The sequence below is a fragment of the Nocardia sp. NBC_00511 genome, assembly GCF_045161165.1.
GTDB lineage: Bacteria > Actinomycetota > Actinomycetes > Mycobacteriales > Mycobacteriaceae > Nocardia.
The window spans coordinates 6,070,615-6,087,167 of sequence record NZ_CP107849.1; the positions used below are offsets into that span (position 1 = coordinate 6,070,615).

Genomic DNA, 16,553 nt, shown 5'->3' on the forward strand with positions numbered 1-16,553 from the left:
GCCCGCGACGGCCCCGAAGGGGTTGGCCACGAAGCGATCCGAGGTCAGGTCGGCGCGCTCGTGGTAGCCGCGCGCCAGTTGCACGCCCGCCAGGTACAGCTCGCCGGGCACCCCGATCGGGGCGGGGCGCAGCCGCGAATCCAGCACGTACACCTGGGTGTTCCACTCGGGTTCACCCATGGGAACCGCGGGGGCCAGTTCGTCGGCCTCGCGGTAGGTGACGGTGATGGCGGCCTCGGTCGGGCCGTAGAGGTTGTGCAGGGTGGCGTCGGAGACGGTCCGGAAGGCGGCGACGGTCTCGGCCGGGAATGCCTCACCGGCGACGAAAACGTCACGCAGCGAGTCGAGTTCGCCCGGCTCGGCGTGCGCGGCGAACACCGACAACATGGAGGGCACGAAGTCGGTGAGCGTGACCCCGTGCGCGGCAACGGTTTCCGCCAGGTAGCGGGCGTCGCGGTGGCCGTCGGGGGTGGCCAGCACCAGGGTCGCGCCGACCCGCAGCGGCAGGAAGTAGCCCCACAGCGAGACGTCGAAGGTGCTCGGCGTCTTCTGGAGGTAGACGTCCGTGCGGCCGATCGCGTATTCGGCCTGCATCCAGGCCATCTGGTTGGCGATGGCGCGGTGGCTGACCGCCACGCCCTTGGGCTTGCCGGTGGAGCCGGAGGTGAACAGCACGTAGGCCGGGTGCTCGGGACGCACCACGCCGTGCCGCTCACGGTCGCCGATCTTGCCCGCGGCGAAGGCCGACAGGTCGGCCTGATCCACGCGCAGCAGCGGCGCGTCGTCGGTGTGGAAGCCGTCGGCGGTGGTGGTGAGCACCAGCTTCGGGCGGGCGGTGTCCAGGACATTGGCGATGCGGTCGGCCGGATGACCCGGATCGACCGGCACGTAGGCCGCGCCCGCGCGCAGCACCGCGTACATGGCGACCACCAGGTCCACCGAACGCGCCATGGCCAGCACGACCAGCGATTCGGGGCCGACGCCCGCGGCGATCAGCAGCCGGGCCAGCCGGTTGCTGCGCTCGGAAAGCTCGGTGTAGGTGAGGGATTCGGTGCCCGAGACGAGCGCGGTGGCGTTCGGGGTGCGCAGCGCCTGGGCGTCGAAACCGGCGTGCAGCAGGGTGTCGGCGACCTTCGCGCCGGTGGCGTTCCAGCTGTCGAGCACGTAGTCGAGCTCACCGGCGTCCAGCAGTTCGATATCGCCGATGGCGGCGTCGGCGTTCGCGGTGGCCGCGCTCAGCAGGCGCAGGAACTTGGCCGCGAACTCCGCGACCGTGTGCTCGTCGAAAAGGTCGGTGGCGTAGGTGAAGTCGACGCGGTAGCCCGCACCCTCGTCGGTGACCTCGAGGTTCAGGTCGAATTTGGCCACGGCCTGGTCGAATTCGACGAGTTCGGCCTTGAGGCCCGCCAGCTCGAGCGCGGGGATGCCCTGGTTCTGCATGAACAGGGCGACCTGGAACAGCGGGTGGCGGTTGCGGGCGCGCGCCGGGTTGAGCACCTCGACCAGGCGCTCGAAGGGCACGTCGCGGTGGGCGAAGGCGCGCAGGTCGCGATCGCGGGCGTGACCGACCAGCTCGGCGAAGGACTGCTCGCCGCGCACCTCGGTGCGCAGCACCAGGGTGTTGACGAACATGCCGATGAGGTCGTCCAGCGCGGCCTCGCCGCGGCCGGCCACCGGGGTGCCGACGGCGATGTCGGTGGTGCCGGACAGGCGGGCCAGCAGCGCCGCCAGCGCGGCGTGCAGCACCATGAACGGGGTGGCCTGGCTGCGCACGGCGACCGCCTCGACGGCGGCCCGCAGCTCGGCGGAGACGGCCGTGCGGAAGGTCGCGCCCTGGTAGGTCGAGACCGCCGGGCGGGGACGGTCGACGGGCAGATCCAGCTGAGCCGGGAGCTCGGCGAGTTCCGTTCCCCAGAAGGCGATTTCGCGGGCGGAGGTGGACTCCGGGTCGGTCTCGTCACCGAGCAGGGCGCGCTGCCACAGCGCGTAGTCGGCGTACTGCACGGCCAGCGGCTGCCATTCGGGAGCCGCGCCGGACTGGCGGGCCGCGTAGGCGAGCACCAGATCGCGGACCAGCGGGCCCAGCGAGAAACCGTCGGCGGCGATGTGGTGCACCACCAGCACCAGCGCGTGATCGTCGGCGCCCAGGCGGAGTAGTCGTAGTCGCAGCGGCACCTGCGCGGCCACGTCGAAGCCGCGGGCGGCCGCCGCGTACACGGCCTGCGCCAGCAGGCGCTCGTCCACCTCGACCGGGGTGACATCGAAGGTGGCGGTGTCGAATTCGCTCGCCGGGACGATCAGCTGGACCGGACCGGCGGGCAGCTGCGGGTAGTAGGTGCGCAGGATCTCGTGGCGCTCGACCAGGTCGGCGACGGCCGCGCTCAGCGCGACGATGTCGAGCGGGCCGCGCAGGCGCAGCGCCGCGACCACATTGTCCACCGCTGCCGGATCGAACTCCGTTGCGGTGGAATCGATTTCGGCCTGGGCGAGCCGGTTGAGGAACCACATGCGCTGCTGCGCGGGCGAGAGCGGGAGGTGCTCCGGACGCGGACCGGCCACCAGCGGCAGCACGGAAATCGTCGCGGTGGGCGCGTTCTCGACCACCACGGCCAGGGCCGCCACGGTCGGCCGGTCGAAGAAGTCGCGCACATCCACCGACGCGCCCAGCGATTCGCGGATGCGGGCGATGGCGCGGGTCGCGACCAGCGAGTTGCCGCCCAGCATGAAGAAGTCGTCGTCCGCGCCGACCCGCTCGACCCCGAGCAGATCGGCGAACACCGCCGCCACCGCCTTCTCGGCGGGCGTGGACGGTTCGCGGTAGCCGACCGCCGAGTCCGCGTAGACCGGCTCGGGCAGCGCGCGGCGATCCAGCTTGCCGTGCGCGCTCAGCGGCATCTGCGGCAGCGGGACCAGCAGCGAGGGCACCATGTAGCGGGGCACGTGCGCGTGCGCGCCGGAAATCACCGCGGCAGCGTCGAATTCGAGTCCGCGGGTCGGCACCACGTAGCCGACGAGGGCCTGCTCACCGGTGGCGCGGGTGTGCAGCACCACCACCGCCTGCGCGACGGTCTCGTCACGCAGCAGCGCGGCCTCGACCTCGCCCAGCTCGATGCGCTGACCGCGCAGCTTGACCTGGAAGTCGCTGCGGCCCAGGTACTCCAGTTCGGTCGGGCCGCCGTCGGTGCCGGCCACCCAGCGCACCAGATCGCCGGTGCGGTACATGCGGTCGCCCGCGGGGCCCTCGGGATTGGCGACGAAACGGTCGGCGGTCAACCCCGGACGGTTGAAATAGCCTCGGGCCAGCTGACTTCCGCCCAGGTACAGCTCACCCACCACACCCGGCGGCACCGGGCGCAGATCCTCGTCGAGCACCAGCAGGTCGACATCGTCGCCGGGCATGCCCAGCGGCACCGACTCCACGTCGACGGCGGTCACCTCGTGGGTGGTGACCATGATGACGGCCTCGGTCGGGCCGTAGATGTTGTACAGGGTCGCGCCACTGACGCTGCGGAAGCCAGCGGCGGTGGCGGCGGGCAGGGCCTCGCCGCCGACGATGGTGAAGCGCAGCGAATCGCTGATGCCCAGCGGATCCTCGTCCGCCGCCGCGATCAGGACCGACAGCATGGACGGCACGAAGAAGGTCGCGGTGATCTGCTGCTCGCGCAGGACGCGCAGCAGGTAGTCGGTGTCGCGGTGGCCGTCCGGCTCCGCGATCACCAGGCAGGCCCCGTTCTGCAGGGGCAGGAAGATCTCCCACATCGAGACATCGAAGGTGAAGGGAGTCTTGAACAGCATCCGATCCGATGCCGACAGCGTCATCAGCCGCTGCTGCCACTGGAAGACCGAATGGACCGCCTGGTGCGAAATGGCCACGCCCTTGGGGCGGCCGGTGGAGCCGGAGGTGAACAGCAGGCAGGCGAGGTTGTCGTTGCCCGGCTGCGCCAGCCGCAGATCGTCGGCCGGAGACGGGACGCGGGTCGGATCCGCCGCCAATTCCCTTGCCGTGGACTCGAATTCGTCGATCCGCAGGACCGGCACGGTGCCGTCGAACGCGGGCTGATCGGCGGTCGTGGTGAGCAGCAGCGCCGGCGTGGACACCTCGAGCACGTAGCTGATCCGGTCGGCCGGGTGATCCGGGTCGACCGGCAGGTACGCGCCGCCCGCCTCCAGGATGGCGTACATGCCGACGAGCATTTCGAAGGAGCGCCGGGCCGCGATGGCCACCAGCACGTCCGGTCCGACGCCCAGTTCACGCAGGTGCCGGGCCAGCACCGTGATCCGCGCCGCGAACTGCGCGTAGGTCAGCTGCTCGCCACGGAATTCGAGGGCGACCGCGTCCGGGGTCAGCCGGACCTGGCGGCGGAACTGCGAGGTCAGCGTCTGGACGGGGGCCAGATTCGGTTCCAGCACACCGGAAGCCGCGGTGACGGCGTCGTCGACCAGCGCCTCCAGCACCGCGGTCAACTCGCCCTCCGGACCGTCCATCAGGGCGGGCAGCTGACCGGACACCACGACCTGCACCAGCGCCTCGGCCTCCAGGGCGCCGCCCATGGCCTCGCTCAGCACGGCCAGTTCGGTGGCCAGCGCGCCGTAGGCCACGGCGTCGCCGCCGTAGCGCAGGGCGATCCGGTCGGCGTCCAGCTCGGCCACCGTCGCGATGAGGACCGGCAGGTCACCGACGCCATAGGCTCGGCGCAACACCGAGACGCGGCCGGTACGGCTGACAGCGATCGAGTCTGCGTAGTGCATCAGAAATTTCCTTCCGACGAGCTTTCCGAGCGAAGAACCAGGTCGTGCGCCGCTACCGAGAGCGTGCCGAGCACCTGGCCGAGACCGGCCCCGCCGAGGGCGGTCAGAATGCCGGGCACCAGACCGGCCAATGCGACGTTCACCAGGGCTTCCGGTTTGGCCGCGGCACCCATGGCCCGGGCGGTGACGCCGATCTTGTCGGCGAGCGCCCGGTAGGTGACGGTGTGGTCGCCGTGTACCAGCGCGACCGTGTCGGGAGCGATCGCCGCGGCGGCGGCGATCAGGGCGGGCAGGTCGGCCGGGGGTGAGCCCGCCGAATTCTGCTCGGGCAGCGCGGGTTTCGCGGGCGCCGAGGTGGCACGCGCGGTCCGCTCGGATTCGACTCGAATGTCGATGGTGCGCACCGGGGTGGCCGGGTTCGCGACCACCGCGTCCAGGATCAGCCCCAGTCGCTGCGCCAGCAGGCGCACCGTGTCGGCGCCGAAAATATCGGTGGCATAGGTGAATCGCATGGTCAGGCCGGTCACCCGGCCGGTCGCGTCGAGCCGCTCGAAGACGGTGAGCTGGAGGTCGCACTTGGCTTCCTCGAGGTCGGCGTCCAACGCCTCGACCACCAGGCCCGGCAGTTCCACCGCGCCCGCGGCGATGTTCTGGAAGACGAACATCACCTGGAACAGCGAACTCACCGAGGCCGAGCGCGCGCGACCGGTGGCGGCCGAGACCGCGTCCACCACCCGCTCGAACGGGACGTCGGCGTTGGCGAAGGCGGTCAGGTCGCGGTCACGGACCTCCCGCAGCAGCTCCCGGAACGACAGCTTGCCGTCCACCTGGGTGCGCAGCACCACGGTGTTGACGAACATGCCGATCAGGTCGTCGAGGGCACGCTCACCGCGACCCGCGACCGGCACACCGACCGAGACGTCGCGCTGGCCGGACAGTTTGGCCAACAGCACCGCGAAGGCGGTGTGCACGACCCCGAACAGGGTCGCGCCCTGCTCGCGAGCGAGGGCGGAGAGCCGCTCGGTGGTGGGTTCGTCCACCTCGATCTCGACGTGCGCGCCGTGCGTACCGCGCCGGGCGGGCCGCGGCCGATCCGTCGGCAGGGTCAATTGCTCCGGGGCGGTGGACAATTCGTCGACCCAGAAGCTCAGCTGCCGCGACAGCAGGCTGTCCGCGTCGGTGTCCGAGCCGAGCAGCTCGCGCTGCCAGGCCGCGAAATCGCCGTACTGGATGTCGAGCGGGGCCCAGGCGGGCGCCTGCCCGGCGGCGCGAGAGGTGTAGGCCAGCACCAGATCCCGGGTCAGCGGGATGGCCGAGTAGCCGTCGGCGCTGATGTGGTGCACCACCACGACCAGCACGTGCTCGTCGGCGGCGACCCGCAGCAGTCGCACCCGCACCGGCGGGGCGGCGGTGACGTCGAAGCCGGTCATCACGATCTCGACGACGCGCTCGCGAATCTCCTGCTGCGACACCGTGATCGGGGTCAGGTCGATGTTCAGCTCGTCGAGGCCGAGCACCAGCTGCACCGGCTCGCCGTCCTTCTCCGGATAGCGGGTGCGCAGGATCTCGTGCCGATCCAGCACATCCCGCAGCGCGGTGGTGAGCGCGGCCTGATCCAGCGCGCCGGTGAGCCGGATGGCGGCGGGCACGTTGTACACGCCGGACTCCGGGTTCAGCCGGTTGACGACCCACATGCGCTGCTGCGCGAGGGATACCGGTGCGGGCTCGGTGCCGATCCGGCGGGTCAGGGCCGGACGGAACTCGGCCGGTTCGGCGGTGGCCAGGCGCAATGCCAGCTCCGCCACCGTGGGGGCCTCGAAGATGGCGGCGACCGGAACCCGCAGGCCCAGATCCGAACCCAGGCGCGCGGTCAGGCGGGTCGCCATCAGCGAGTTGCCGCCCAGAGCGAAGAAGTCGGTGTCCAGGCCGACCGTGTGCGCCGCGGTGACGCCGACGACCTCGGCGAAGCCCGCCGCCACGGCCCGCTCCAGCTCGCTCACCGGCTCGCGGTAGGCGGCGACGGTGAAGACCGGCTCGGGCAGCCGGGTGCGGTCCACCTTGCCATTGGCGTTGAGCGGCAAGGCATCCAGCACCGTGATGCTCGCGGGCACCATGTACTTCGGCAGCTCGGCGGTCAGCGCCGTGCGCAGGGCGGCGACCAGACCCGACTCGGTCTCGTCGGCGGCCACGTAGGCGACCAGACGAGCCCCGGCGTCACCGGCGGTGTGCGCCACGGCGACCGCGGCGCGCACGCCCGGCTGCCGCAGCAGCGCCGACTCGACCTCGCCGAGCTCGATGCGGAAACCGCCGATCTTGACCTGGAAGTCGGCCCGCTCGACGTATTCGAGGGTGCCGTCCGCCAGCCAGCGCACGATGTCGCCGGTGCGGTACATGCGACCGGGCACGAACGGGTCCGCCACGAAACGGTCCGCGGTCAGCGCCGCCCGGCCGTGGTAGCCGCGGGCCAGCTGATCACCGGCGAGGTAGAGCTCGCCGGGCACGCCGACCGCAACCGGCGACAGGCGAGCGTCGAGCACGTACACGCGGCTGTTCCACGCGGGCGCGCCGATCGGCACCGACTGCCGGTGGCGTTCCCGCACCTCGAAGGAGGTGATGGACACCGCGGCCTCGGTCGGGCCGTAGAGGTTGAAAAGCGTTGCGGCACCGGTGCTCTGGTCCAGGAACCGGGCGGCGGTGGCGGCCGGCAGCGCCTCGCCGATGGCCAGCACCGTCCGCACCGACGCGGGCAGGTCCCCGCCGGTGAGCAGCATGCCCAGCAGCGACGGCACCGGGTGCAGCACCGTGACGGCCCGGTTCTCGATGACCGTGCGCAGTCGATCCGGATCACGCTCGTCACCGGCGGCGGTCACCACCAGGCTGCCGCCGCTGGTGAGCTGCGACCAGAACTCCCACACCGACAGATCGAAGGTGGCGGGGGTCTTCAGCAGTGCGCGATCGGTGGCGTCGAGAGCGAAAGTGCTTCGCAGCCAGTGCAACTGGTTGACGATCGCGGCATGCGGGATGCTCACGCCCTTCGGCCGTCCGGTCGAGCCGGAGGTGAAGATGACGTAGGCCGGATGCTGATCGCGCAGCGGGCGGGTCCGCTCGGCGTCGGTGATCGGCGCGGCGGACAGTCCGGACAGCTCGATCCGGTCCACCTCCAGCACCGGCACCTCGGCGGTGAACGGCACCCCGTCGGCGACGGTGGTGAGAACCACTGCCGGAGCGGCGGTTTCGACGATGTAGGCGATGCGCTCGGCCGGGTGGTCCGGATCGATCGGCACGTACGCGCCGCCCGCCTTCACCACCGCGTACATGGCCACCACCAGGTCGATGCCGCGCCGCATGGCCAGCACCACACCGGACTCCGGGCCGACGCCCTCGGCAATGAGCCTGCGCGCCAGGCGATTCACCCGGGCGTCGAACTCGGCGTAGGTCAGCTCCGTGCCGGTGTGCGCGTCCAGCAGCGCGAGCGCGGCGGGAGCCTGCGCCACCTGGGCGTCGAGCAGATCCACCAGCGTGCCCCGGGCCACCGGGTGCGCGGTGTCGTTCCAGTCCGACAGCAGTCGCTGCCGCAGCTCCGCGCCCAGCAGATCGATATCGCCGATCACCGCGTCCGGCTGTGCCACAACGGCTTCCAACAGGCGAGTCAGGGCCGCCAGGAAGTACCGGGCGGTGTCCTCGGTGAACAGGTCGGTCGCGTAGGTGAGAGCGACGTCCAATCCGGCGGGCGCGCCGGAGTCCAGGTACCGATCCCAGGCGTACAGGTGCAGGTCGAACTGGGCGATGTGGGTGTCGAAGTCGAGCACCGACGCGGTCAGACCGGCCAGCTCGAGTTCGGCCTGCTCGAAGTTCTGGAACGACAGGCCGACCTGGAACAGCGGGTGCCGGGCCTGCGAGCGGACCGGGTTCAGCACCTCGACCAGGCGCTCGAAGGGCACGTCCGCGTGCGAGAAGGCCGAGATGTCACCCGCGCGGACCCGGGCCAGCAGGGCGGTGAAGGGCTCGGCCGGGTCCACCAGGGTGCGCAGCGCCAGGGTGTTGACGAACATGCCGATCACGTCGTCCAGACCGCTGTCGCCGCGGCCCGCGATCGGGGTGCCGACCGCGATGTCGTCGGTGCCGGACAGTCGCGCCAGCAGCGCGCTGTAGGCCGCGTGCACCACCATGAACAGGGTGGTGCCCTGCTTGCGGCCCAATTCGGTGAGCCCAGCGTGCAATTCGGCGTCCAGGGCCAGCTTCAGCTGCCGCCCGCGCAAGCTCTGCCGGGCCGGACGCGGGAAATCGGTGGGCAGGTCGAGCTGGTCGGGCAGCCCGGCCAGGTTCTCCCGCCAGTACGCGAGTTGTGCCGCGGCGACCGAGGTTTCGTCGGCGTCGTCACCGAGCAGGGTGTGCTGCCACAGGGCGTAGTCGGCGTACTGGATCGCCAGCGGCGCCCAGGCCGGAGCCGCACCCGCAGTGCGGGACGCGTAGGCCACCATCAGATCGCGCACGAACGGGACCACCGAGGAGCCGTCGGCCGAAATATGGTGCAGCACACCGGCGAGCACGTGCTCTCCGGTCGGCTCGCCCGCGGCGTCGGCCAGGCGCAGCAGCTCGATGCGGATCGGCACCTCGGCGGTGACGTCGAAGACGGTGTTGAGGATCTCCGGGATCCGGGCGGTCAGCTCGGCCTCGGTGACCTCGATCGGCTTCAGACCCGAGAAGGCCTGTGCCACCGGCAGAATCACCTGCGAGGGGCCCGCGGCGGTCTCCGGGTACACGGTGCGCAGCGCCTCGTGCCGAGCCAGCACGTCGCTCAGCGCGTCCGCGAGCGCGGCCGCGTCCAGCTCACCCGACAGCCGCAGCGCGACCGGCAGATTGTAGGCCGTGGACTCGCGATCGAATCGGTTGATGAACCACATGCGGCGCTGCGCCGGGGACAGCGGCAGCAACTCCGGACGCGCACCGGCGACCAGCGCGGGCCGCCGGGATTCGCCCGTGCCCGCGGTGATCGCGGCGGCCAGCGCGGCCACCGTCGAGGTCTCGAACAGCAGGCGCACACCGACGGTCGCGTGCAGCAGCGTGCCGATGCGGGCCGCCGCCTTGGTCGCCAGCAGCGAACTGCCGCCGAGCATGAAGAAGTCGTCGTCCGCGCCGACCCGCTCGACCCCGAGCAGTTCGGCGAACACACCCGCCACCACTTCCTCGGCCATGGTGCCCGGCCGCCGGTACCCGGCGGACTCGAACAGCGGCTCCGGCAGCGCCCGGCGGTCCAGCTTGCCGTTGGGGTTGAACGGGAGCGCGTCGAGGACCATGAAGGCGGCCGGGACCATGTAGGAGGCCAGGCGGCCCGCCAGGCCCGCCTTGACCGCGGCCACGTCCGGCCGCTCGCCCTCGGGGACCAGATAGGCCACCAGCTGATCGCCGCGCGCCGCGTCCGAGTGCAGCAGCACCACGGCCTGGCGAATGCCCGGCAATTCGGCCAGCGCGGCCTCGATCTCACCCAGCTCGATGCGGAATCCGCGCACCTTCACCTGGAAGTCGTTGCGGCCCATGTAGAACACGTCGCCATCGGCGGTCCAGCGCGCCAGATCGCCGGTGCGGTACATGCGCTCGCCGGGAGCCCACGGGCAGGCCACGAAGCGATCGGCGGTCAGACCGGGACGGCCCTTGTAGCCGCGCGCCACCTGATCGCCCGCGACATAGAGCTCACCGGGCACGCCGACCGGGACCGGGCGCAGCCGCCCGTCGAGCACCCACTCCCGCACGCCGGCCATCGGCGGGCCGATGACAACCGGACCCTCCAGCGGCAGTGGCGCACTGGCGTTCACGATGATGGTGGTCTCGGTCGGGCCGTAGGCGTCGATGAAGACCCGATCGGCGGCGACCCAGCGCCGCAGCAACTCCGGCGGGCAGGCCTCGCCACCGACCACCGCGACGCGCAGCTCCGGCACCTCATCCGGATCGATGGTGCTCAGCGCCGACGGGGTGATGATCACGTGGGTGACCCGGTGCTCGCGGATCACCTCGGCCAGTTCCGGACCGGCACCGGCCGACGGCGGCGCGATCACCAGCGTCGCGGTCGAATTCGCCGCGAGCAGCAGCTCGGCCACCGAGATGTCGAACGACGGGGACGCCACATGCAGCACGCGCATGCCGACCTCGCCGAAGTACTTGCGGGTCTGCTCGGCGGCCAGCGCGGCCACACCCCGGTGCGCCAGCAGCACGCCCTTGGGCAGACCGGTGGAGCCGGAGGTGTAGATGGCGTACGCGAGGTTGTCCGGGCGGAACGGGCGGACCAGATCCGCGGCCACCGGGTCCGCGGCGGACTCGGGTAGCTCGGCCGCGTCCAGGGTCAGCCAGTCCAGCGAATCGGGCATGGCGGCGCGGGCGGCGGCGGTCGTGAGACCCACCACCGCACCCGAATCCGACACCATGTGCGCGATGCGGGCGGCCGGGTAGGCCGGGTCCACCGGCAGCCAACCGGCACCCGTCTTGATCACCGACCAGATGGCCAGCACCGTCTCCAGGGCGCGTGGCATGCCCACGGCGACCAGATCCTCGGGGCCGACACCGCGCTGGATCAGCATCCGCGCCACGCGGTTCGAGGCCGCCTCGAGTTCGCGGTAGGTGAGCTCACGCGCGCCGTCGACGACCGCGACGGTATCGGGGCCGGTCGCCACGGCGGCGGCGAACATGTCCGGCAGTGCGATGGCGTCCGGGGCCGGGCCGCCGGAACGTGCGGTCAGATCGGCGTATTCGGCGTCGGAGAGGACCGACAGGGAGTCGACGGCGGCGGCCGGGTCCGCGGTGATCGCGGTCAGCAGCCGCACCAGCCGATCGGCGAGAACGTCGATGGTGGCGGGGTCGAACAGATCCGCAGCGAACTCGAACTCTGCGGTGATCCCCGTCGGTGCCGGACCTTCCCCGGGACCGGCACCGACGAAGCTTTCGGTGACCACGACCGACAGGTCGAACTTGGTCACTCCGGTCTCCAGCGTACCTGTCGTGGCAAGCAATCCGGGCAGTTCGATGCGGGTAGCCCCGGGCGCGGCGAACGACAGCAGCACCTGGAACAGCGGATGACGGGCCTGGGAGCGTGGCGGATTGAGCGCATCGACAAGTTCTTCGAACGGCGCGTCGGCATGCGCGAAGGCGGCCAGATCGGTGTCGCGCACCCGCGACAGCAACTCCCGGAAGCTCTGCGCGGCATCGATTTCGGTGCGCAGCGGCAGCGTGTTGACGAACATGCCAATCAGGCCGTCCAGTTCGCTTGCCCCGCGACCGCCGACCGGAGTACCGATCACGATGTCGGACTCTCCGGACATCCGCGACAGCAGCAGCGCCAGTGCGGCGTGCACCAGCATGAAGGTCGAAACACCTTCGGCCCGAGCCGTTTCGGTGATCCGGGCGTGCAGTTCGGCGGGCCATTCGACCAGGCGCTTACCGCCGCGGCCACTGGCCACCGCGGGACGCGGACGGTCACCGGCCAGCTCCAGCAGATCCGGTGCGCCCACGAGGGTCTGCCGCCAGAACTCCAGCTGACTCGCCAGCAGCGAATCCGGGTCGGCGGCCGAGCCGAGCCGATCCCGTTGCCACACCGCGTAATCGGCGTACTGCACCGGCAGCGGCGTCCAGGTCGGTTGTCCACCGCCGAGCCGCTCGGTGTAGGCGCGCATCAGATCGCGAGCCAGCACCGGCAGCGAAAGCCCGTCTGCCGCAATGTGGTGCAGCACCATGACGAGCGCGTAGTCACCGTCGGACGGCGTGTCGACAGACACCGAACCGTCCAGTTCGTTCGCCGCCTCGACCGTGAAAACCTGTGCGCGGAACGGAATCTCCCGCACCAGGTCGAAACCACGACCGGCGATCTCCGCCAGACGAGCGTCCAGATCGGCACCGTCCGTGACCGATTCGTGCGCCACCTCGACGTCCAGCTCGGCCACCGGGAGCACCCGCTGATACGCCGAACCGTCGTCGGTCACCGGGAACACCGTGCGCAACGCCTCGTGCCGGGTCAGCACATCGGTCACCGCGGCGCGCAGCGCGGGCAGATCCGCGGCCGTGCCACGCAGGCGCACCACGAACGGCATGTTGTAGCTCGCGGCCGTCACATCGAAACGGTTGAGGAACCAGATGCGCTGCTGCGCGGGCGAGAGCGGAACCTGCTCCGGACGATCCACGCCCAGCGCCACCAGACGCGCCGCCACTCCGGCATCCGCGTCGGCATCCAGGAACTGCGCGTCGATGACCTCGGCCAGCGCGGCCACGGTCGTCGCGGTGAACAGCTCACGCAGAGTCAGGCGGCAACCCAGCTCGTCGTTGAGGCGCGACGCGATCTGGGTCGCGATCAGGCTGTTGCCACCCAGAGCGAAGAAATCGTCGGTGCGGCCGACCTTCTCGACACCGAGCGTCGCACCCAGCACCCGGGCCACCGCGTGCTCGACCACCGAGCGCGGCTCCTCGTACTGCGTGGCCATCCGCACCGGCGCGGGCAGCGCCGCGCGGTCCAGCTTGCCGGAGCCGTTGACCGGAAGGGCATCCATCAGCATGTAGGAGGTCGGCACCATGTAGGCGGGCAGCGCGCGCACGGCCGCGGCCTTGAGCCGGGTGTCGTCGATCGGCGCGGCCGCCACCACGTAGGCGACCAGCTGGTCGTCGCGCACGATCACCACCGCGCGCGCGACCTCGTCCAGATCGCCGAGCACCGTCTCGATCTCGCCGAGCTCGATGCGCAGGCCACGCAGCTTCACCTGGAAGTCGGTGCGGCCCAGGTATTCCAGCTCCCCGGCCTCGGTCCAGCGCACCAGATCGCCGGTGCGGTACAGGCGACCACCCACGGCGGCGCTGAACGGGTCGGCGACGAAACGGTCGGCGGTCAGACCCGGCTGTCCGAGGTAACCCCGGGCGAGCTGAACCCCCGACAGATACAGCTCACCCGGGGCGCCCACGGGAACCGGCCGTAGACGTGCGTCGAGCACATACGTCCGGGTGTTGAACACCGGCGCGCCGATCGGCACGAACTCGGTGTCCGCGGCAGTCACCTCGTGGAAGGTGACCTCGACCGCAGCTTCGGTGGGGCCGTAGAGATTGTGCAGCCTCGCGGCGGTGAGCGCGCGCAGCCGCTGCGCCGTGCCGGCCGCCAGCGCCTCACCCGAGGTGAAGACCATCCGCAGCGACGCCAGGTCGGCAACCGCGGCACCCGGCTCGGCCTCCAGCCCGGCCACGAAGACCTCGAGCATGGAGGGCACGAAATGCGTGACGGTGACCCGGTATTCGGCGATCACCGCACGCAGGTAGGCCGGATCGCGGTGGCCGTCCGGCTGCGCCAGCACCAGCGTCGCGCCGATCTGCAACGGCCAGAAGAACTCCCACACCGAGACGTCGAAGGTCGCGGGCGTCTTCTGCAGCACCACGTCGTCGAGGGTCAGGCCGTAGGTGCGCTGACCCCAGACCAGGCGGTTGAGCACCGAGGCGTGGCTGACCGCCACACCCTTCGGGCGACCGGTGGAACCGGAGGTGAAGATGACGTAGGCGGCATTGCCGGGCCGCAGCGGGGCGACCCGCTCGGCATCGGTGATCCGCGCGCCGGACAGTGCGGACAGATCCAGCCCGTCCAGGTTCAGCGCCTCGAAGGCCGTGTCCGGCTCGTCGCCGGTCTTGGTGAGAACCAGTGCGGGAGCGGCTGTTTCGAGGATGTGCGCGATGCGCTCGGCCGGGTGATCCGGATCCAGCGGCACGTAGGCGGCACCGGCGGCCTGCACGGCGTACATCGCCACCACCAGCTCCTGGGAGCGGCGCAGATGCAGGGCGACCCGGTCCTCCGGGCCGATGCCACGCGAGATCAGATGGCGGGCAAGACGATTGACCCGATCGGCCAGACCGGCGTAGTCCAGATCCGGCGCACCCGCGAAGCGCAGCGCGGTCGCCGACGGCGTGCGCTCGGCCTGATCGGCGAACTTCGACACCAGGGTCCCGGACGCCACCGGCTGCGCGGTGTCGTTCCAGTCGCGCAGCACCTGCTCGCGCTCGGCATCGGTGGCGACCTCGACACCGTCCAGCGGCGCGGCCGGATCCAGCTCGACCAGGCGCTCGATCAGGTTCAGGAAGCGTGCGTGGTGCGCGCGGATCTCGCTGTCGGAGTAGAGGTTCGGGTTCACCTCGATGTTCAGGTGCACCCGGTCGTTGTCGCCGTAGAAGACATTGAGGTTCATGTCCTCGATGGGCGCGGAGGACAGCGGGTGCAGCTTGGCGACGATGTCACCGAACTCGATGCTGTTGTGGAACAGCATGATGTTGACCGCCGGGCCGAACAGCCCGCGCAGCGGCGGATTGCCCTCACGCTCGGCGTCGCGGTGGATGTCCTCCTGGCGGTAGCGCTGATGCCGCAGCGCGCCGGAGACCTCGACCCGGGTGGCGTGCAGCAGCTCCGCCCAGGTGGTGCCGGGGGCGACCGACATGTGCATCGGCACGATATTGGCCAGCATGCCCGTCGAATTGCGCAGCACGGCGGTGGTGCGGGCGGCCACGGGCAGGCTGACGCCCACCTCGTCCTTGCCGGTCATCCGCGACAGGTACACCGCGAAGGCGGCCAGCAGCACCACGGGCAGTCCCGAATCATGCTGGGTGCCAACGGTATCCATGCGCTCACGCAAACCCTCCGGCAGCGCGGAACCGAACAGCCGGTTGAGCGCGGCGAGCGGGGCGGGACGCGGGTTGAGGGTGGTGGAACCACCGAGGCGGCGGGTGCGCTCTAGCCAGTGCTCACGGTCGGACTGGAAGCGGGTGGTGTCGCGGTAGTCCAGCTCGGACTGCACGACCTGTTGCAGCCCACCGACTTTCACCTTCGCGGACTCTTCGCCGCGGGACAGCGCGGTATAGCGCCTGGCCGACCACTGCATGACGTTCATGGCCGCGTAGCCGTCGCCGAGGATGTGATGGGCGCGGATGAACCAGAACCAGCGCTGATCGGCGATGCGAATGACGGTGGGGGCGAACAGCAGGTCGGTGAGGATGTTCACCGGGCGAACCACCTCGGCGAGCATCCACTCGCGGGCCGCCGCGATGGGATCCGCCTCGGACCGCAGGTCCAGGAAGGTGGTCGGGTCGACGTGGTCGGTCAGGTCCAGGTACTGGTATGGCTGACCATCGGTTTCGCCGAAGCGCTGCTGGGAGGTGCGCCAGATGGGAATGGCCTCGACGCCGACGCGAGCGAGCAGATCCAGATCCCAATCGCCCTGGATGTCGACGTACTGGGCCATGTTGATCGGCACGTCCGGTTGCAGCTGCTGGGCGTACCAGACGCCGACCTGCGCGGGACCGAGCGGGAACGGCGCCGCCAAGGGGTCGCGCTCATCGCTCGAACCCGGAACGTCGCGAGACTCGAAACCACCCAACTCCGTACCCAACACCAGAGCCTCCCTTTTCATGGCGAATTGCTATGCCGCCGAACGCTTCCGGGCATCGCGAAATAGACCTGTGGCGCCGCACGGGAACACGGCACCCAGGCCGCGGAAAACCGCACCGCCCTGGGTGTTTCGACGAATTGCGCGGTGATCCCCGCGCTTGATCCAACTAATGCTCGAAGCGGCCGGGCCTAGTGGTCCGCCGGCCGGGATGTGATTGCCTCCGGGTCATCACATCCGGGTTGTCCTGCTGCCGATCTCCTCCAACTGTCACCTGCATCACAGGGATGCCGTCCATGCATTGCGAACACTAGGCGTTTACACAATAAAAAGGAACTTTTTGCTGAAAAAAAGTTGGACGAGCGTCTAGTTGGGCGCAGAGATACCGCGAAGAACGCGATAAATGTGGGTGCAACC

The 16,553-nt window shown here is 70.5% G+C and carries 2 protein-coding genes (1 of these 2 running past the window's edge); both read right to left on the reverse strand.

Annotated features, from left to right (window positions below; translation table 11 throughout):
• Positions 1 to 4,749, reverse strand: partial view of a non-ribosomal peptide synthase/polyketide synthase gene (locus OG300_RS28350; RefSeq protein ID WP_405486127.1) — the 5' end (the start) only. The gene continues 14,241 nt to the left of window position 1, outside the view; the window shows 4,749 of its 18,990 coding nt (coding positions 1-4,749); the start codon lies at positions 4,747 to 4,749; its stop codon lies beyond the left edge, outside the window.
• Positions 4,749 to 16,160, reverse strand: coding sequence for an amino acid adenylation domain-containing protein (locus tag OG300_RS28355; RefSeq protein WP_405486129.1), 11,412 nt, complete (start codon positions 16,158 to 16,160; stop codon positions 4,749 to 4,751). Before OG300_RS28355 ends, OG300_RS28350 begins: the two co-directional genes overlap by 1 nt.
• Positions 16,161 to 16,553 lie beyond the last annotated feature (393 nt).

Bases quoted from the DNA above. Each gene is read 5' to 3' on its own strand.
- OG300_RS28355 (WP_405486129.1), bottom strand. From the start codon at position 16,160: ATGAAAAGGGAGGCTCTGGTGTTGGGTACGGAGTTGGGTGGTTTCGAG.